Origin of the sequence: Bacillus sp. MMSF_3353 (genome assembly GCF_030733445.1) — a bacterium.
Taxonomy (GTDB): Bacteria; Bacillota; Bacilli; order Bacillales; family Bacillaceae_G; genus Bacillus_A; species Bacillus_A wiedmannii.
This window is the reverse complement of the sequence record NZ_JASHJA010000008.1, coordinates 151,376-168,507: the sequence shown is the minus strand read 5'-3', so window position 1 is coordinate 168,507 and position 17,132 is coordinate 151,376. Positions and strand designations below refer to the sequence as shown.

Below are 17,132 nucleotides of genomic sequence, written 5' to 3'. Positions count from 1 at the left end.
TGCTACCTCTTTCAAGCTAAGAAAAGCAAATACTATAAAACGAAATTTATAGTTTGTTAATTCTTATAGGCCTATTCTTTGTATTTGTTTTTGACTATATTCCGCAATCTGATGATTACTTACAGAATAAGTACGGTGAACAATTTACAGTGTATAAACAGAAAACAAAAAAACTAATACCGTTTATTTGGTAAATCAGTTTCATAAATTATAAAAAGCGCAGGATCATCATCCTGCGCTTTTCTATCGTAATTCAGCTGTTTTTCTAATAACAATCTTATCAATATCATCTTCTTCATCACCATTAAATAACCCGCGTTCTTTTAAATACGCCTCAAAATATAAATCTGCTTCTGCACGTTCATCATACGGTTTTACAGATAGAACGAAACCTAATTTGTTTTGTTCCTCTAAATGAGAAGTGGAGATGTAGGCCGGTACATTGTGGCGTAAAAAGAGTTCTTTAACCGGAATAATCATATCTTTCATTAATTTCGTTAACATACCCATTTCAAACTCGAAATTAAAGCGATCTATGCTACATAAATCAGCGAATACTACACCGATAAAACCTGTATTAAATACTTCTTGATATTCTACTTCTTCATCATTACTGTAAAAATTCTTTTCGATTAAATAATTTACAAAATAAGCAACGCCGTCACTTTGTTCAAATGGTTTCGTTGAAAGAACGAAGCCGATTTTCTTTTGTTTATGTAAATACACACATGACATGTATGCTGAAATATTATGTTCTTTAAATAAAGAACTTGTTGCCCCAGAGAGGCCATCAAGTACGTGATGAACAATTTGAAGTTTTTTACGAGCGAAATAATAGGATTTCTTTTGTAACTCCAATGTATCAATAAAGACAGAGCCGATAAAGCCTGTATTTGAAATGATAGGTGTTTGCTTTTTTCTTCCTCTGCGCTTTGCTTGAGCCATTGTAAAAATCATCCCTTCATGTACAATTAAAATAAAAAGAACGTTTGTTCGTATATTTTTATTTTACTATTAAAACGCTATAAAGTAAAGGGTTTTTGACGAAAAAAACAACAAAAAGACACCTGTAAAAGGTGCCTTAAACGCTGTAGGGAAGAGGGTTCATCCCAACTATTTATATTATGATACAGAAACGATCTCTTCTGCATCTTCTACATCTAAATGACAGTCCATAGTACGAACATCTTGATCTTCATGACTTCCGAAATAAATAGTAATTTTCATATGTATCGCTCCTTTATTCTAGGAATACCTAAAATAATTACTAGTAATGTTACTATTTATTATATACCACTTTTTTCATTCCGACAACGTTATATCATTTTTAATTCTTTTAGGGCAAAAAGAGTAATGTATAGAGATATTTTTATAGAAATAGATACATTTCTTATGTGTTATATTTAATACTGAAGAATTCGAAAACGAATTTTTATGAAAGGAGCAAAATGAATGAATTATAAACAGTTACTAATAGATAACTTCACATATAAAACCTCATATATTGCGCGGCAGTTACATGGAATGAATGTAAAAGAAACGAAGGATTACATTGCTGTCGACTGTGGTTTACCGGCAGATACATTTAATATCATTACTATACTAAACAATAATTTAACGGAAGGTATTGAGAAACTATATAAAGTGGTAAACAACTATAATCAAAAGAAATTTCCAATGAGTGTTTGGTTTTGGGATGATAGGCATGAGCAGACTATAAAAAGCGAATTAATAAGGCTTGGCTTAAAAGAAACAGAACAAAATATCGCGATGATAGCAGACTTAAAAACAATTCATCCAACAATAAACATGCCAGAAGGTTTTACGATACAAAAAGCATCTTCGTCAGGACAAATTAAAAATTTTGGGGAAACGTTAGCTAATCTATTTGGTACTTCAGAGGAAGGTACACATGTACAAGCATTCTACAATGAAACTGCTTCTTTCGATTTATGGAATAGTGAGAATATGAAACTATATTTAGGGATTTTTAAAAATGAAGTCGTATCTGTTGGTTCGTTAGTATGTACAAAAGATAGTATTGGTATTTATGATATAGCAACGAAAGAAGAAATGAGAGGGCAAGGATTTGGCTCTACTATGTTTAATTACTTGCTACAAGAAGCAAAGGAATTAAACGTTTCTCAATGCGTATTACAAGCTTCACCTGATGGGATTAATATTTATAAAAAGGCTGGTTTTCAATCTGTTGGACAAATGACTGTATTTGAAAATAGACGTTTAATTGAATAAATTATTCAATCTAAATTGCTTTCATGTAGGAGTTAATACATCATTATGAAAAAAATATATATCGTTACAATCATTTTCACCTTTATAGTAATAGTCACTTTTGCTTTTCATAAAGTAAATGAACTTAAGTACACAAAAGCTATTAATCAATCAAATCATATAAAAAACATTGCACATAGAGGAGCTTCTGCGTATGCGCTGGAACATACAATACAAGCTTATAAACTAGGACAACAATTAAAAGGAGATTATATAGAAATTGATCTTCAAATGACAAAAGATGGACATTTAGTAGCTATGCATGATGAAACAGTAAACCGCACTACAAATGGTAAGGGGCTAGTTAAGGAACATACATTAGAAGAAATAAAGCAACTAAATGTAGGTTCTTTTTTCAATGAAAAGCATCCAGCTTTAGCAAAGAAAGAATTTGAGGATGCTACAGTTCCAACACTAGAGGAAATTATTGAAACGTTCAGGAATAGTACTAATTATTACATTGAAACAAAATCGCCAGATGAATATCCCGGTATGGAAGAAAAGTTATTAGAAATTATACAGTACTACGAAATAAGTGATAAAGTTATTATTCAATCATTTAGTAAAGTAAGTTTGCAAAAAATTCATAGTTTAGATGTTCATATACCTCTAGTACAATTACTACCTTACAAAAAGGCAGTTCAATTAACTGAATTAGAGATAAAAAAGTACAAAACATACTGTATCGGTATTGGGATGAACTATAAATATATTGATTCAGCTTATGTAAAGAGAATAAAGAAACACGGATTAGAAGTTCATCCATTTACTGTAGATAATGAAAAAGATATGAAAAAGTTACTTCTATGGGGAGTTGACGGGATGTTTACGAATTACCCGGATCGTTTACATTCGTTATTACAATCTTCAATTATAATGGTGTAATTATCACTGAATCAATACAACAAGTACCCACAAGTATACAAAGATAGTTTGTGGTCCAAATGGTAACATTATTGAATACATAGAGCCGATATTGAAATGAAATCCGAAAAAGAATCCAATATTTTTATTGGATTCTTTTTATTTAGCTCCAAGTGACGAACTTAAAGCAATTTGAATTTGAATTTGTTAATAAAATATTACATTGAGTATGATTTTTTGTAATTATCATTAGAAAGTAACGAAATTGTAATGAATTTTAACTACGCTTTTTATATTTTTTTGATACACTGACTACGAGAGGAATACCGATTAATGTAGGTAAAAACCAAAACCATATAGGCGGTAATAAATTAATTATGGGAATATGAATACCGACGTTTACTAAAAGTGCGGTAACGGCACCAATATAAGAACCTAACATACCTCTAATATGGTGATGAAGCCAATTTTTCCAACGTTTTTTTCGTGCGAGGTATCCATATATCGCAAATGAATAAGAGAAAATTGCTACATAAAATAAATATGCGATTTTATCCCAGCTTATAATGGATAATATAATTGCAGTAAGGGTGATGACAACATAGGATGCATGATATATTTCACCCCATTCCGTATGTTTTCCTTTCTTCTTTTGAGCAACCATCGCTACAATACCGGTGATTAAGCATATTGTTCCAAATAATATGTGGATGGTTAAAAGAATGTGAAAAATGCTCATAATAATTCCTCCTTTTTTATTTTTATAGTATTGCAGTATAGGAGGAAAGTTGAAACGCATTGTTTATTCACCTTAATATTTTGAAATAAATGTACTCCTAGCACAAATATAAACAGACAAATTTTTCTTGAACTTAGCGGAGACACGTATTACGTGAAAAGAAGGAGAGACTTCCATGTTTACATCTATTACATATTTACAATCTGGGAATGAGAAGCAACAAAAAGTGTATGATGTTTTGAATAAACTTAACATTATGGAGGATTTAATTTTGTATAGTCCGGTTCTTTGCGGGACAATTCCTATTAGAATTGATACTCTTCAATCTGACTTAGATATAGTAATGGAAGTACATAACTTTGATGTTTTTGAACAGGAAATGAGATCTTTATACGGTTCTTATAAAGGATTCAAAATAAAAAAGAAAAAAATTAAAACTACAGAATCGATAAAGGTAAATTTTGAATTTGAAGGTTTTAAATTTGAATTATTTGCTCAGCCTAAGCCAGTACGTAACCAAAATGCATATAGACATATGATAGTAGAGCACATGCTATTAATACAGCATCCCCATATAAGGGAAGAAATTCTTCGCTTAAAAGAGAACGGTTTAAAAACAGAACCTGCTTTTGCTCAAGTATTAAATATTGACGGAGATCCTTATGACGAACTTATTTTATTGGGACAGGAAATGAGATTGTGGTAAATACGATACACAAAAACTCCTCTATAGTTAAAAGAGGAGTTTTTGTTATGCCATGAGCTTACGGATTAATTCACTCAACAATTTAATTCCGCTAGTTATTTGCTCTGGAGAAACATATCCATATGATAAACGAATGTACCGATCTGATTCTTCTTCATATATACGTCCTGGGTTTAAAAGAATTCCTTTTGATAGCGCCTCTGAAAATAATTTCTTCATCGGAATGTTAGGTACAATCTTTAGCCATATAAATAATCCACCACTAGGAATATCCCACGATGCAACATCTGCGCAGTATTTATTTAAAGCTCGTATCATGAATTGTCTTCGTTCTTTTAATTGAATTCTTACGTTTGCAACATGTTCTTCATAAAAACCTTTATTTATCCATTCAGCAGCAACTCTTTGAGATAAAGAGCTCGATCCATAGTCTGTTTGCATTTTTATATCTGACAATCTATCAATAACTGGTTCGGGTCCAATGATCCATCCAATTCTAAGTCCTGGGCTAAGTGTTTTAGAAAGACTACCAACATATAATACATGTCCATGTTTATCTATCGACTTTAAAGGAGGTGGAGATGGTTCATCAATCCATAACTCTCGGTAAATATCATCTTCAATTATAGGTAACTGTTCCTTTTCACATATTTTTATTATTTCTTTTCTTCGTTCTTGAGACATTAATGCCCCTGTTGGGTTTTGAAAACTTGGGATAGAATATAAAATGTTTTTCTTTTGACTGTATTTAATACGTTTTAATAATTCGTTAGGTAAAATACCGTGATTATCCATACATATACCAGATAGATTTATATTTGCTGATTGAAATACATGAAGTGAATATAAGTAAGAAGGTTGTTCAAGTAAAACGGTTGATTCTCTATGCAAAAGACCAATTGATATTAATTGGAGTGCTTGTAATGCACCAGAGACGATTAATATAGAACTGGCTGAAGTATGTATTCCGAATGATTTTACGTATGTACTAATTGCTTCACGTAACGGCAAAAAACCTTTTTGTTCTTCGTATCCAAAATAATCTATTTCGTCACTTACGCTTTTCATAATGGACTGCATAGTTTCTAGCGGGAAAATTTGAGGCGCAAGTTCACCTTTACTAAGATGGATAAGTTCTTTATTTGCTTCTGCTTCATTGATTTCTCGTACCATTAACTTGCTAGGTTTGTGAATACCAGCTTTTACATAGTCACTCCAATCAGGCGGGGGATTCGTCGCTAATAATGACCATGTATTATTTGTTACAATTGTTCCTGCTCCAATTTTCCCTTGAATCAATCCATCTGCCATAAGTTCATCTAGCGCAGTTATTACAGTACTTCGATTTACATGAAATAATTTGGCTAACTGCCGTTGACTAGGAATCTTACTTCCAATAGGCCATTCTCCATTTTCAATTTTTTCTTTCATAAAGTTTACTATCTGCCGATACTTAGGCAGTTTTTTATTAGTTGTCATAAAAAAACTCCCTCGTTCACTTTATAAATGCCAAGTGGTTGGTTTTTACGATAAATAACTGGTTGAAGACATTGTAACAACTATTAAATATGATGAAAAGAAATAATTGGTAATTATAAAGTGGTTGGTTTGAAGGGGGAGAAAAAACATGAATTATAAAAAATGGGAATTTCGGATTATTTGTGCTCATGCTTTTACGATTTTAATATGGGGGACTGCCTTTCCAGCAATTCGTATGGGGCTCGAATCTTATACACCTGAGCACCTTACTTTACTACGTTTATTAATTGCTTCATTTATTCTTCTGTTGTTTTCTTTTATATACAAGTTACGACTGCCGGACTTAAAGGATATCCCAGCAATTTTTATATTTGGTGCTTTAGGATTTACTTTTTATCACATTGCATTAAACTACGGCGAAAAAACAGTAAATGCTGGATCTGCAAGTTTAATTGTTTCAGTCACACCTATAGTAACGGCTATTTTTGCATCTGTTTTTTTGAATGAAAAAATGAAATTAAATGGTTGGATCGGTGGTGTAATTAGTTTTATAGGAATTGCTTTCATATCATTTAGTCAAGGAGATGCTATTCAATTGAATAGTGGAGGATTATTTATTTTATTAGCAGCGATTTCAGAAAGCTTATTTTTTGTTTTCCAAACTTCTTACTTGAAAAATTATGGCTTCTTGCCATTTACTATATATACAATTTTATCTAGCACTGTATGTATGCTTATTTTCTCGCCAGGAGTGTATACAGAAATACTAGCAGCTCCTCTTGAAGTGAATATGAGTGTTATATATTTAGGTTTATTTCCAACAGTACTCCCATATATCGCAATGGCATATATCATATCTCATTCTGGTGCTGCTGAGGCAACGAGTTCTCTATATTTAACGCCAGTAACTGCATGTTTTATTGCTTGGTTATGGTTAGGTGAAGTACCGACTTTTGTTTCAATAATTGGCGGGGGAATTACTATACTTGGAGTTTTAATTACTCATATATCACTATCAAAAAAAGAAAAATATACAACTCTAGTAAATAATAAATCAATATAAACTCATTCCATAACCACTTTATTATACTTTCTTTTGTTGATAAATATAATATTTTGTATTTCAGTTAAATATTGTATGTTACATTTTATGTAGTAAGCATTTTAAAAGGAGATGACAACATAATGAATGGAAAAAGAAAAATTTTCACATGTATTTCTATTATAGGCATCGGACTAGCTAGTTTTTCTAATTCTAGTTTCGCAGCAAATGGAACGGACAATTCAGTACAAACTTCTATTCCCATAGTTAATCAACAAGTAGCTGCTGTAAAAGAAATGAAACCATTTCCCCAGCAAGTTAATTATGCAGGTGTTATAAAACCAAATCATGTTACACAGGAAAGTTTAAATACTTCTGTAAGAAGTTACTACGATAATTGGAAAAAGAAATATTTGAAAAATGATTTATCTTCTTTACCTGGTGGTTATTACGTAAAAGGAGAGATTACGGGTGATGCTGATGGGTTTAAGCCACTTGGAACTTCAGAAGGTCAAGGGTATGGGATGATAATTACAGTATTAATGGCTGGTTATGATTCGAATGCTCAAAAAATCTATGACGGTTTATTTAAAACAGCAAGAACTTTTAAAAGCTCTCAAAATCCTAATTTAATGGGATGGGTTGTCGCAGATAGTAAAAAAGCACAAGGTCATTTTGATTCTGCTACTGATGGGGATTTAGATATTGCGTATTCTCTTCTTCTTGCTCATAAGCAGTGGGGATCAAATGGAACGGTTAATTATTTGAAAGAAGCACAAGACATGATTACAAAAGGTATTAAAGCTAGTAATGTTACAAATAATAATCGACTAAATTTGGGAGATTGGGATTCTAAAAATTCACTTGATACGAGACCATCTGATTGGATGATGTCACACCTTAGAGCATTTTATGAATTTACAGGTGATAAAACTTGGCTTACTGTTATTAATAATTTGTACGATGTTTATACGCAATTTAGTAATAAGTACTCTCAAAATACAGGACTTATTTCAGATTTCGTTGTAAAAACCCCACCACAACCCGCACCTAAAGACTTCTTAGATGAGTCAGAATATACAAATGCATATTATTACAATGCTAGTCGGGTACCATTGAGAATTGTAATGGACTATGCGATGTACGGCGAGAAAAGAAGTAAAGTCATTTCTGATAAAGTCTCTTCATGGATTCAAAATAAAACGAATGGAAATCCTTCTAAAATTGTGGATGGTTATCAATTAAACGGATCCAATATTGGTAGTTATCCAACTGCTGTATTTGTTTCACCGTTTATTGCTGCAAGTACAACGAAAAGCGATAATCAAAAGTGGGTAAATAGTGGATGGGATTGGATGAAGAATAAGAAAGAAAGCTACTTTAGTGATAGTTATAATTTATTAACCATGCTATTTATTACAGGTAATTGGTGGAAACCAATACCTGATGATAAGAAAATAGAAAACCTAATAAATGATGAAACTCAAAAAGGATACGATAAATAACAAGGTTTTCTTTTTAGTAAAAGGAATTAGCACTATGCTAGTTCCTTTTTAATATTTCGTGAAACAATACAGCTTTACACTTAAATAAAGAAAAATTTAATAAGATCATGTTGTAGGTTGTTGTCGGAAAAAGGAGAATATGTCACTCTGTTGAATATAAAAATACAACCTATTTATAAAGGAGCCTAAAATATTGAATGTCCAGTTAAAGGTTGTTACGAGAGAGAATTGGGAAGATGCCTTAAAGCTACAAGTTAAAGAAAATCAGACGAAATTTGTTCCATCTGTAGCAGTTTCACTTGCTAAAGTATATATAAAACCAGATGGAGACAATGTGGAGTACATACCATTTGCGATATACGACGGCAATCTAATGGTTGGTTTTATTATGCATGCTGTTGTAAGAGAAACAACTGATATGTATTGGATAAATGGATTTATTATCGATCAAAAGCAGCAAGGGAATGGTTATGGAAAAGCGGCATTACAAGAAAGTGTTTCTTTAATAAAAAATACATGTAAGGCGTGTAAAGAAATAAGATTAACAGTACATAAAGATAATGTCTTTGCAAAGAAACTATATGAACGTTACGGTTTTCAACCATTGGGACATGAATATGATGGTGAGCAAGTATATCGTTTGTTCGTTTAAGTATTACGAAGTAAAGATGTGAAATGAAAGATGCTATTAAATGACTGGGAGGAATAGCAATTGAAAAATAAATTTCATCATATTGTACGAGCTGTTATGTTAAAGGATAATAGATTATTATTGGCTGAATATATTGGCCATCATTATTTTTTACCAGGTGGTCATGTTGAAGTTGGCGAGTCAGCTGAGAATGCATTAATAAGAGAACTATGAGAAGAACTCGGAGTAAATTGTAGTTTAAAACAATTTTTAGGCGTCATAGAAAACCAATGGCAAGACCATGAAGTTCTTCATCATGAAATCAATCATATTTTTGAAGTAGATTCGCAAGAGTTACATATTGATTTCATACCAAAATCTAAAGAATCTCATTTAGCGTTTCACTGGATAGATTATAATCAAGAGGCTTTACATACGTATAAAATCATGCCAGTACCTTCAGTTAAAGAGTTACTAGAAAGGAAATTAAGCGATGAACGACTAAACTGTTGGATTAGCAATTTTTAAACACCTCTATTAATAGTAAATACGTCCCTGAAAGGAGATTAAGAAAATAGGCTGAAAAACAAGGTACATCACCTAGTGTAAGTTCATATTTTGTTGATGTACGCATTTAGTCTATAGCCTTATTTCTACTTTGTTTGCAAAAATATATAAACTTTAACATTGGGACGGAATTTATTTTTATAAATGGAGGGTTTCGTAATGAATCAGTTTCAACAAGAACTACAATCATTAAACCTTAATGATTATCAATCTGGTAATGTTGTGTATTGGGATCAACTACAACAAAATCAATATCCATACTATTACATTCAAGACGATGCACGTCGTTGCGGCGGATGCGGAGGTTGTGGTGGTCGCTGTGGTGGATGTGGCGGCGGAAGATGTGGAGGATGTGGTGGTCGTTGTGTAGGCTGCGCTGGATGTTTCGGTTGTTTTAACTGCTGGAACTGGTGGATCATTTAAGTATAGAAAACTAACAATGGTGTACATGAAAGAAAGGTGTAAATACTATTTTATACTTTTCTTTCATGTTGTAATTTTTTATTCGTGTTAAGGGGGATTTATTTGTATACATACGATAAGTTAATTTCTTGGGTAGAAAATATAAAAGAAGAAAATCATAGTTCTGCTACAGCACTGTGTATAATAAAAGATAACAAAATCGTACTAGAGCATTATAGTGGCCATCATTCAAATACATCTATAAGTAAAAAAGTAACCGCATCTTCACAATTCAACGTTGCTTCTGCGAGAAAAAGTTATTTAGGTTTAATGGTAGCATTTGCGCTTTACGAGGGGAAAATAAACTCTATTGATGATGAAGCGATACAGTATCTTAAAGACTTTGATCCTGTATTACTTGGTAAAACAACAATAAGACATTTAGTAACCCATTCGCACGGTTTAGGAGAAACGCATGATGGGACAATTTTTCGTGAATTTGAACCTGGACAAGCATGGGCGTATAGAGATGTTAATGTCAGAATGATAACACGTCTTATTTATCAGCTATATAGCAAAAGTTTTCCTGAATTGTTAAAGGAGCGTGTATTTGATCTAGCTAACTTCAAAGAAACAGGTTGGAGAATTCAGGAAGATGAAAACTTAGTTAAAGTTGTTAATAATCCAAGTGAAGACGCGATTAGTGAAATCGGTACGGTAAATGATGGTACTGAAAAAAATCTATTTGTCTCAGCTAGAGAATTTGCTTATTGGGGCAATCTTCATTTAAATCAAGGTATGATAAACGGTAAACAAATTGTTCCAAAAGAAGTTATAAAAATTGCTACGAGTTTGCAAAGTCCAACATTTGCAAACAAAGAACTACCACAAAATGGGTTATTTTGGTTCGTTCAAAATGAACCTACGCTTTTAAGTGAACTTGGTGAACGAGTGCCGAAAGGAGCGTATCAAATATTAGGAATTACAGGACCGACTCTTTTAGTAATACCTGAATATAATGTAGTTGTTGCGAAAATGTATAATAAAAGGTATAACTACGGCGGTGATAATTATTTATATTATTTACGTGAATTTAGCAATTTAGTCGCTGATACATTTCGTAACGGTAATAGGGCATAATTACTCCTATAATGAAAAAGGAGTGAAAAAAATGAAAGATAAAATGAATAAAAATAAAAAACAAAATATAAAAGATATGAATACAGAACAAAATGCAATTTATAGCGATCCTAAAGATGCAGCTAATATGCAAACGGTACCGCAGCCGAAGGATTTTGATGAAATTGAATATTAATTTTTCGTTCATCCGACTATATGATGAATGAAAAATACATCTTAAGTCCCATCACATGATTGAAATCTTTTGGTATTCTATATACATAAGCATTTGAAAATGTCTTATCTTAACAAAGCTTTCTTTAAGTAAATCTAATATAACCTGCAGAAAGACACTTCATTATGGAGTGTCTTTTTGTGTACATGAATTCAATTTCCATTTTTCATTCAGTATCTTGCTTCTTATGATGGTTATACTAACTGTGAAAATTCATGTCATGATAAAAGAAGGGGACAGTTAGTATGAAACAAACTTCTATAAATCCGTTACTAATTGTTCTAGGTACAATCATTGTTCAAATTGGCCTTGGGACAATTTATACATGGAGTTTATTTAATCAACCCCTTGTTAGTAAGTTTGGATGGAACCTCAATTCCGTAGCGATAACTTTCTCCATAACAAGTTTTTCATTATCATTCTCAACCTTATTTGCAGGAAAGTTGCAGCAAAAATTAGGACTTCGTAAACTCATCGCTACTGCAGGGATTGTTTTGGGACTCGGTTTAATACTTAGTTCACAAGTTTCTTCCTTACCATTACTATATTTATTAGCTGGTGTCGTTGTTGGTTATGCAGATGGAACTGCTTATATTACATCACTATCTAATTTAATTAAATGGTTTCCAAATCGAAAAGGACTTATTTCTGGCATATCTGTTTCGGCATATGGAATGGGCAGCTTAATCTTTAGATATATAAACGGAAGTCTTATCGATAGTCTTGGTGTATCACAAGCATTTTTATATTGGGGTATCATCGTCTTGCTTTTAGTTTTAACCGGATCGTTCTTCTTACGTGAAGCAATCGTAAGTAACACTGTAACTGAATCATTAAACAATGACTATACGCCTCGTGAAATGATGCGAACGAAACAAGTATATCTTTTGTTTTTTATGCTATTCACATCGTGTATGGGCGGTCTATATTTAATCGGTATGGTAAAAGATATTGGGGTACAGCTCGTTGGACTTAGTGCAGCAACCGCCGCTAACGCCGTTGCAATGATTGCAATTTTTAATACGGTAGGTAGAATCGTTCTTGGAACGTTATCAGATAAAATTGGTCGAATGAAAATTGTTTCTGCAACGTTTATAATAATTGGATTGTCAGTCTTTACTTTAAGTTTCATTCCTCTAAATTACGGTATTTATTTCGCTTGTGTAGCAAGTGTTGCCTTTTGCTTTGGTGGTAATATCACAATCTTCCCAGCCATTGTTGGAGATTTCTTCGGATTAAAAAACCATAGTACAAATTACGGGCTTGTATATCAAGGTTTCGGGTTTGGTGCACTTGCAGGAGCGTTCATTGGAGCGTTACTGGGTGGATTTCAACCGACCTTTATTATAATTGGTGTTTTAAGCGTTATTTCCTTCATTATTTCGATATTAATTCGTCCACCAAAAGCAGAAAACAAAAAAGAAACACGACATTTATATCGGAAAGTAGCTTAATTATAAAAAGAGTCCTTGTATAGGGCTCTTTTTATATTACAAAATAAGTGAAAATGATTTGAAAGGTAATAAAGTAATTTATTTCTTTAGCAACTAAGTAGCAGATTAGTAAAATATTCATATTGTTTTATAAAGGCACTGAAATCATGTTATAAACCTACATTAACCACCTTTGTTATTAGATATGCAATTCATTTGTACACCATTATTTTATTATAAAGGTAGTTGGCTTATATTGGTTACAACTATAATTTCTTCTTTTATCGCATTCACTTTAACAAATATTGATGACATTTTTATACTTCTTGTTTTATTTTCGCAAGTAAGGACAGGAGTAATTAAGAAAGAAGGTAGTACTGTCCGAGGGAAAACTAAAATGAAAGAACTTTATATTGTTATTGGACAATATTTTGGGTTTAGTTTAATTATTTTTCTAAGTATCATCGGTTCTTTAAGCTCTTTTTTCATTCCTGTTTCGTGGATCGGATTATTAGGATTCGTGCCAATTTATATGGGAGTGAAAGGACTATTGTCACTTCGTTCTTATAAAAGTAACGAAGTCATTGCTAACGCTTCTAGTTCAATATTTAAAGTAGCTTCAATTACATTAGCTAATGGAGCTGATAATATTTCGATTTATATACCAATGTTTGCTAGTCAAAATCTTAATGCCAATATTGTTACATTAGTAATCTTTTATTGCATGATAGCAATATGGTGTTTTATTAGCTACAAATTGATAAGAGCTCCTATTTTAGCTAAAGTACTTGAGAGAAATTGTCATATTATCGTTCCAGTCGTTCTAATTGGTTTAGGAATGTTCATTCTTATCCGCAGTAATACAATTGAATTATTGTACTAATATGTTGAAACTTAGATTAAAAAGAATCAGACGCCATAAAAAGCCGTACTACAGATAAAATGTAGTACGGCTTTTCTTTATTTTAGTGAAATGAAACAGTGCTCTACGACTATTAAGTTAGACAGGATATTACGATTATTAAATTGAATAGATACTTTAAAAGGAGTGTGCTACTTAAAATGAAAATAGTAAAACAATGGGTCCAAGAAGATAGTGATTACATAAGAGAAAAAGTAATTGAATATAACCAAAAACATATTTCGGATGAAGAGAAAAAGCCTTCAGAAAAAATTAGTTTTATAGTGAGAAATGAAAAGGAAGAAATTGTAGGCGGAATAACTGCAATTACATTTTGGCACCACGTACATGTCGATTCCCTTTGGGTTTCTGAAGTGTATAGACACGAAGGCTACGGAAGCCAATTAATAAAGCTTATTGAAGAATTTGCAATTGAACAAGAGTGTAGGCTAATCAATTTAGATACTTTTAGCTTTCAGGCACCTGCGTTTTATAAAAAGCATGGATATAAAGTGATTGGAGTAAGTGAAGATCATCCGAAAGGACATAATCATTACTATTTAGAAAAACGTTTATAAAGTGTATATTGAATTAACATTAGTATTTTGAATACAAATTTATCCTTTTGGATTATGCATTTAAAGGAGAATCTTGAGTGAATTCATATTTAGAGGCACTTCTAAAGCAAAAAAAGATCGAAGTGGAATATTAGTTACGGGAAACTAATTATTTATAGCGAATATACCTAAAATAGGCATCTAAATATATGCATTCAGATGAAGGGGGGAAATGTTATGAATTCATTTGTAAATGATAGGTTTGATGAAACGAGAAAACATCTATTCGAGGAAATTATGATATTGGATGATGCTCAATTCAATAGTAAGCCAGACAAGAATAAATGGAGTATAGCACAAGTATGTCATCACTTAGTTTTATTGGATAAAGTGGTCATAAAGGTTATTTCATCTGGCTTAAAAAAGATTGATAGTACCCTAAAAGAGCGTCGAGAAATCCGCTCTATATTACAAGATAGATCGCTAAAATTTATAGCTCCAGGAATGATTGAACCAAGTTTAGAACCATTTGAAGTGCAGAAAATAATCGATATGTTAAACGAATCGAGAAAAGAATTAATGCGTTTCCTAAGTACAATAGAAGATGAATCTATATTAACGATTAAATCAGTGATGCATCCAGCTCTTGGAGAATTACATCTTGATCAGTGGATAGAACTGATCTATTTGCATGAACAGCGTCATATAGAACAAATCAAAGAGATAAAACTACTTTGTGAAATTGGGAAGTAAAAAATCTTTGGCTATTAACAAAAAATACGGGTTTCATATGTATACTTTTAAAATTGATCTAAAGAAACGTTAATTTGGAATCCGTTTGTTATATAAGTTTAACCTCGTCTCAAAATAGGAGCGGGGTTTTTACTAATTTAGGAGTTATTCTGGCATTTTCATTTAGTATTAATTTAATCAATTTTTATTCTAATACTTCGTGAACTTACTATTAAAACAAGTTAATGATAGAATGATAAATAGACAGAAAATTCCTTTTAGTAAAAACAGAGGAGGTACGTATGAAAAAAGTAAATGTTACATATGCACTTTTATACGATAAAACAAATGAAAAGATCTTAATGGTAAAAAATAAAGGAAAGAACGGTTCTTATTACACGCTACCAGGTGGCGCAGTTAAATTGGGAGAAACGTTAGAAGAGGCAGTAACTCGGGAAGTGAAAGAAGAAACCGGGCTACATATAACTGTAAACGGTATTTGTTACATTAGCGAAGCTTTTTTCGAAGAGAGAGGACACCATGCAATTTTCTTTAATTTTTTAGGTGAAATAATTGACGGGCAGGCAAATATAACAAGGCCAAAAGAAATTGAAGAGATTACTTGGATGGAATTACATGAAGCAGCACCGCATTTACGTATACCAGAACACTTACTTAATATATTACAAAGGAAAGAAACAGTGCCTTACTTTTTTAACGGGACAATCGTTCATCAATCTTCATAACATTATCAATTCATGTAAGGCGGGGAAAAAATGGAGTTTATCGTTAATCATAAACATTTCACTCAAGCACTTTCAGAAGTAAGTAAAGCTATATCTACCAAAGCTATAATCCCTATATTATCTGGCATAAAAATAACTGTAGATCAATCGGGAATTACTTTAATCGCAAGTGATTCAAATATTTTCATCGAAAAATTCATCCCTAGTTCCACTGAAGGCGACCAAATTACAACTATAGTAAAAGCAGGAACTATTGTAGTACCTGCAAAATATTTCATTGAAATTATAAAAAAAATGCCAAGCGATGTATCAATAAAAAGTACGAATGAGCAAATAATTACGATACAGTCAGAAGAAATCACATTAAACTTAAATGGACTTCCAGCATATGAGTTTCCGAAAGTACCACTTATAGACGATCATGCAAAAATACAAGCAGAAACAGAACAATTGATTGAAGTATTTAAACAAACTGTCTTTGCAGTAGCTAAAAATGAATCTAGACCCGTTCTTACGGGAGTACATATCGAATTAGAACACAACAAATTAATTTGTGCTGCAACTGATTCACATAGACTTGCTATACGCGAAACGATAATTTCTACAGAGGTAAAAGCAAGTTGTATCGTACCAAGTGCAACTATTAGTGAACTGCTAAAATTAATGAATAGTAATTCAGAATTCGTATACATCTATCTTTCAGAAAGTCACATTATTTTTACATTCGGTACAACTACATTATATTCAAGATTAATTGAAGGAAAATATCCTAATATATCTAGTTTAATTCCAAATGAATTTCAAACAGTCATTAACGTAGATAGAAAAAGAATTTTACAAGGTGTAGATCGATCCAGCTTATTATCAAGTGAATGGGCAAATAACAATGTTAACTTAGAAATCATAGACGAATCCACAATTAAAATTTCTTCTAACGCTTCTCAGATTGGAAAAATATCCGAGACACAACAGATAGATGAGATTCAAGGTGAAAAACAATTAAATATATCTTTCGATGGACGATTTATGATGGATGCTTTAAAGGCGATAAAAGAAGAAACGGTTACTTTAAGTTTCAGCGGTTCTATGAGACCAATATTAATTGAAGCAGGAACACCATCTGCAGCAGTACATCTTATATCTCCAGTAAGAGCTTATTAATAACAAAGGAAGGAATCACAT

General features: G+C 32.0%; 18 protein-coding genes and 2 pseudogenes. 17 read left to right on the top strand and 3 right to left on the bottom strand.

The genetic code is table 11. The features are described from left to right. Positions 1–38 precede the first annotated feature (38 nt). A pseudogene (locus tag RBB48_RS31865) lies at positions 39–194 on the top strand (methyltransferase family protein); the annotation flags it as partial. A gap of 49 nt (positions 195–243) precedes the next feature. Here the strand turns inward: RBB48_RS31865 and RBB48_RS18710 are convergent. Further along, positions 244–957 (bottom strand): hypothetical protein, encoded by a 714-nt coding sequence (locus tag RBB48_RS18710; RefSeq protein WP_097890153.1) that lies wholly within the window; start codon positions 955–957, stop codon positions 244–246. A 495-nt stretch (positions 958–1,452) separates the two neighbouring features. Between RBB48_RS18710 and RBB48_RS18705 the strand changes: the two genes are divergently transcribed. Beyond that, positions 1,453–2,253 carry a GNAT family N-acetyltransferase gene (locus tag RBB48_RS18705; protein WP_088063611.1) on the top strand — a complete coding sequence of 267 codons (801 nt, stop codon included), beginning with the start codon at positions 1,453–1,455 and terminating at the stop codon, positions 2,251–2,253. A 45-nt stretch (positions 2,254–2,298) separates the two neighbouring features. After that, on the top strand, positions 2,299–3,177 hold the full coding sequence (locus tag RBB48_RS18700; RefSeq protein ID WP_088063612.1) for a glycerophosphodiester phosphodiesterase: 879 nt from the start codon (positions 2,299–2,301) through the stop codon (positions 3,175–3,177). Between the two features lie 256 nt (positions 3,178–3,433). On the opposite strand, the gene RBB48_RS18695 is transcribed toward RBB48_RS18700, so the two are convergent. Beyond that, positions 3,434–3,895, bottom strand: coding sequence for a hypothetical protein (locus RBB48_RS18695; protein WP_000021531.1), 462 nt, complete (start codon positions 3,893–3,895; stop codon positions 3,434–3,436). Between the two features lie 175 nt (positions 3,896–4,070). On the opposite strand from RBB48_RS18695, the gene RBB48_RS18690 reads away from it, so the two are divergent. Next, on the top strand, positions 4,071–4,601 hold the full coding sequence (locus RBB48_RS18690; protein ID WP_060486812.1) for a DUF4269 domain-containing protein: 531 nt from the start codon (positions 4,071–4,073) through the stop codon (positions 4,599–4,601). A 45-nt stretch (positions 4,602–4,646) separates the two neighbouring features. Here RBB48_RS18690 and pdxR read toward each other — a convergent pair whose 3' ends face one another. Beyond that, a complete protein-coding gene (gene pdxR / locus RBB48_RS18685; protein ID WP_088063614.1) occupies positions 4,647–6,080 on the bottom strand; it encodes a MocR-like pyridoxine biosynthesis transcription factor PdxR in 1,434 nt (477 codons plus the stop codon). Positions 6,081–6,228: 148 nt separating this feature from the next. Here pdxR and RBB48_RS18680 point away from each other — a divergent pair, with 148 nt between their 5' ends. From RBB48_RS18680 to dnaN, 13 genes and pseudogenes are all read left to right on the top strand, one after another. Further along, the gene (locus RBB48_RS18680) at positions 6,229–7,143 is read left to right on the top strand and encodes a DMT family transporter (protein WP_306007968.1); all 915 of its coding nucleotides are present in this window, start codon (positions 6,229–6,231) and stop codon (positions 7,141–7,143) included. A gap of 122 nt (positions 7,144–7,265) precedes the next feature. Continuing rightward, on the top strand, positions 7,266–8,627 hold the full coding sequence (locus tag RBB48_RS18675) for a family 8 glycosyl hydrolase (RefSeq protein WP_306007967.1): 1,362 nt from the start codon (positions 7,266–7,268) through the stop codon (positions 8,625–8,627). A 193-nt stretch (positions 8,628–8,820) separates the two neighbouring features. Next, positions 8,821–9,279, top strand: a complete 459-nt coding sequence (locus RBB48_RS18670) for a GNAT family N-acetyltransferase (protein ID WP_088063617.1) — start codon at positions 8,821–8,823, stop codon at positions 9,277–9,279. A 60-nt stretch (positions 9,280–9,339) separates the two neighbouring features. Continuing rightward, positions 9,340–9,786: pseudogene (locus RBB48_RS18665) on the top strand (NUDIX domain-containing protein). Positions 9,787–9,984: 198 nt separating this feature from the next. Next, positions 9,985–10,248, top strand: coding sequence for a heterocycloanthracin/sonorensin family bacteriocin (locus RBB48_RS18660; protein WP_060486806.1), 264 nt, complete (start codon positions 9,985–9,987; stop codon positions 10,246–10,248). A gap of 102 nt (positions 10,249–10,350) precedes the next feature. Further along, complete coding sequence (locus RBB48_RS18655) at positions 10,351–11,367, top strand: serine hydrolase domain-containing protein (protein WP_088063618.1); 1,017 nt, start codon at positions 10,351–10,353, stop codon at positions 11,365–11,367. Between the two features lie 31 nt (positions 11,368–11,398). Then, the gene (locus RBB48_RS18650) at positions 11,399–11,542 is read left to right on the top strand and encodes a hypothetical protein (RefSeq protein WP_087984441.1); all 144 of its coding nucleotides are present in this window, start codon (positions 11,399–11,401) and stop codon (positions 11,540–11,542) included. Between the two features lie 284 nt (positions 11,543–11,826). Further along, positions 11,827–13,035 (top strand): L-lactate MFS transporter, encoded by a 1,209-nt coding sequence (locus tag RBB48_RS18645; protein WP_306007966.1) that lies wholly within the window; start codon positions 11,827–11,829, stop codon positions 13,033–13,035. 235 nt (positions 13,036–13,270) lie between these two features. Then, complete coding sequence (locus tag RBB48_RS18640; protein WP_088609366.1) at positions 13,271–13,897, top strand: cadmium resistance transporter; 627 nt, start codon at positions 13,271–13,273, stop codon at positions 13,895–13,897. Between the two features lie 179 nt (positions 13,898–14,076). After that, positions 14,077–14,493: a GNAT family N-acetyltransferase gene (locus RBB48_RS18635; RefSeq protein ID WP_306007965.1), complete on the top strand. Its 417-nt coding sequence runs from the start codon at positions 14,077–14,079 to the stop codon at positions 14,491–14,493. A gap of 216 nt (positions 14,494–14,709) precedes the next feature. Continuing rightward, positions 14,710–15,225 (top strand): DinB family protein, encoded by a 516-nt coding sequence (locus RBB48_RS18630; protein WP_088063621.1) that lies wholly within the window; start codon positions 14,710–14,712, stop codon positions 15,223–15,225. A gap of 281 nt (positions 15,226–15,506) precedes the next feature. Then, complete coding sequence (locus RBB48_RS18625) at positions 15,507–15,950, top strand: NUDIX hydrolase (protein WP_088063622.1); 444 nt, start codon at positions 15,507–15,509, stop codon at positions 15,948–15,950. A gap of 30 nt (positions 15,951–15,980) precedes the next feature. Then, complete coding sequence (gene dnaN / locus RBB48_RS18620; RefSeq protein WP_088063623.1) at positions 15,981–17,111, top strand: DNA polymerase III subunit beta; 1,131 nt, start codon at positions 15,981–15,983, stop codon at positions 17,109–17,111. Positions 17,112–17,132 lie beyond the last annotated feature (21 nt).

What these genes read in the sequence shown, in the direction of transcription:
- RBB48_RS18710 (WP_097890153.1), bottom strand. Translation starts at nt 957, where the DNA reads ATGATTTTTACAATGGCTCAAGCAAAGCGCAGAGGAAGAAAAAAGCAA.
- RBB48_RS18705 (WP_088063611.1), top strand. Translation starts at nt 1,453, where the DNA reads ATGAATTATAAACAGTTACTAATAGATAACTTCACATATAAAACCTCA.
- RBB48_RS18700 (WP_088063612.1), top strand. Translation starts at nt 2,299, where the DNA reads ATGAAAAAAATATATATCGTTACAATCATTTTCACCTTTATAGTAATA.
- RBB48_RS18695 (WP_000021531.1), bottom strand. Translation starts at nt 3,895, where the DNA reads ATGAGCATTTTTCACATTCTTTTAACCATCCACATATTATTTGGAACA.
- RBB48_RS18690 (WP_060486812.1), top strand. Translation starts at nt 4,071, where the DNA reads ATGTTTACATCTATTACATATTTACAATCTGGGAATGAGAAGCAACAA.
- pdxR (WP_088063614.1), bottom strand. Translation starts at nt 6,080, where the DNA reads ATGACAACTAATAAAAAACTGCCTAAGTATCGGCAGATAGTAAACTTT.
- RBB48_RS18680 (WP_306007968.1), top strand. Translation starts at nt 6,229, where the DNA reads ATGAATTATAAAAAATGGGAATTTCGGATTATTTGTGCTCATGCTTTT.
- RBB48_RS18675 (WP_306007967.1), top strand. Translation starts at nt 7,266, where the DNA reads ATGAATGGAAAAAGAAAAATTTTCACATGTATTTCTATTATAGGCATC.
- RBB48_RS18660 (WP_060486806.1), top strand. Translation starts at nt 9,985, where the DNA reads ATGAATCAGTTTCAACAAGAACTACAATCATTAAACCTTAATGATTAT.
- RBB48_RS18650 (WP_087984441.1), top strand. Translation starts at nt 11,399, where the DNA reads ATGAAAGATAAAATGAATAAAAATAAAAAACAAAATATAAAAGATATG.
- RBB48_RS18645 (WP_306007966.1), top strand. Translation starts at nt 11,827, where the DNA reads ATGAAACAAACTTCTATAAATCCGTTACTAATTGTTCTAGGTACAATC.
- RBB48_RS18635 (WP_306007965.1), top strand. Translation starts at nt 14,077, where the DNA reads ATGAAAATAGTAAAACAATGGGTCCAAGAAGATAGTGATTACATAAGA.
- RBB48_RS18630 (WP_088063621.1), top strand. Translation starts at nt 14,710, where the DNA reads ATGAATTCATTTGTAAATGATAGGTTTGATGAAACGAGAAAACATCTA.
- RBB48_RS18625 (WP_088063622.1), top strand. Translation starts at nt 15,507, where the DNA reads ATGAAAAAAGTAAATGTTACATATGCACTTTTATACGATAAAACAAAT.
- dnaN (WP_088063623.1), top strand. Translation starts at nt 15,981, where the DNA reads ATGGAGTTTATCGTTAATCATAAACATTTCACTCAAGCACTTTCAGAA.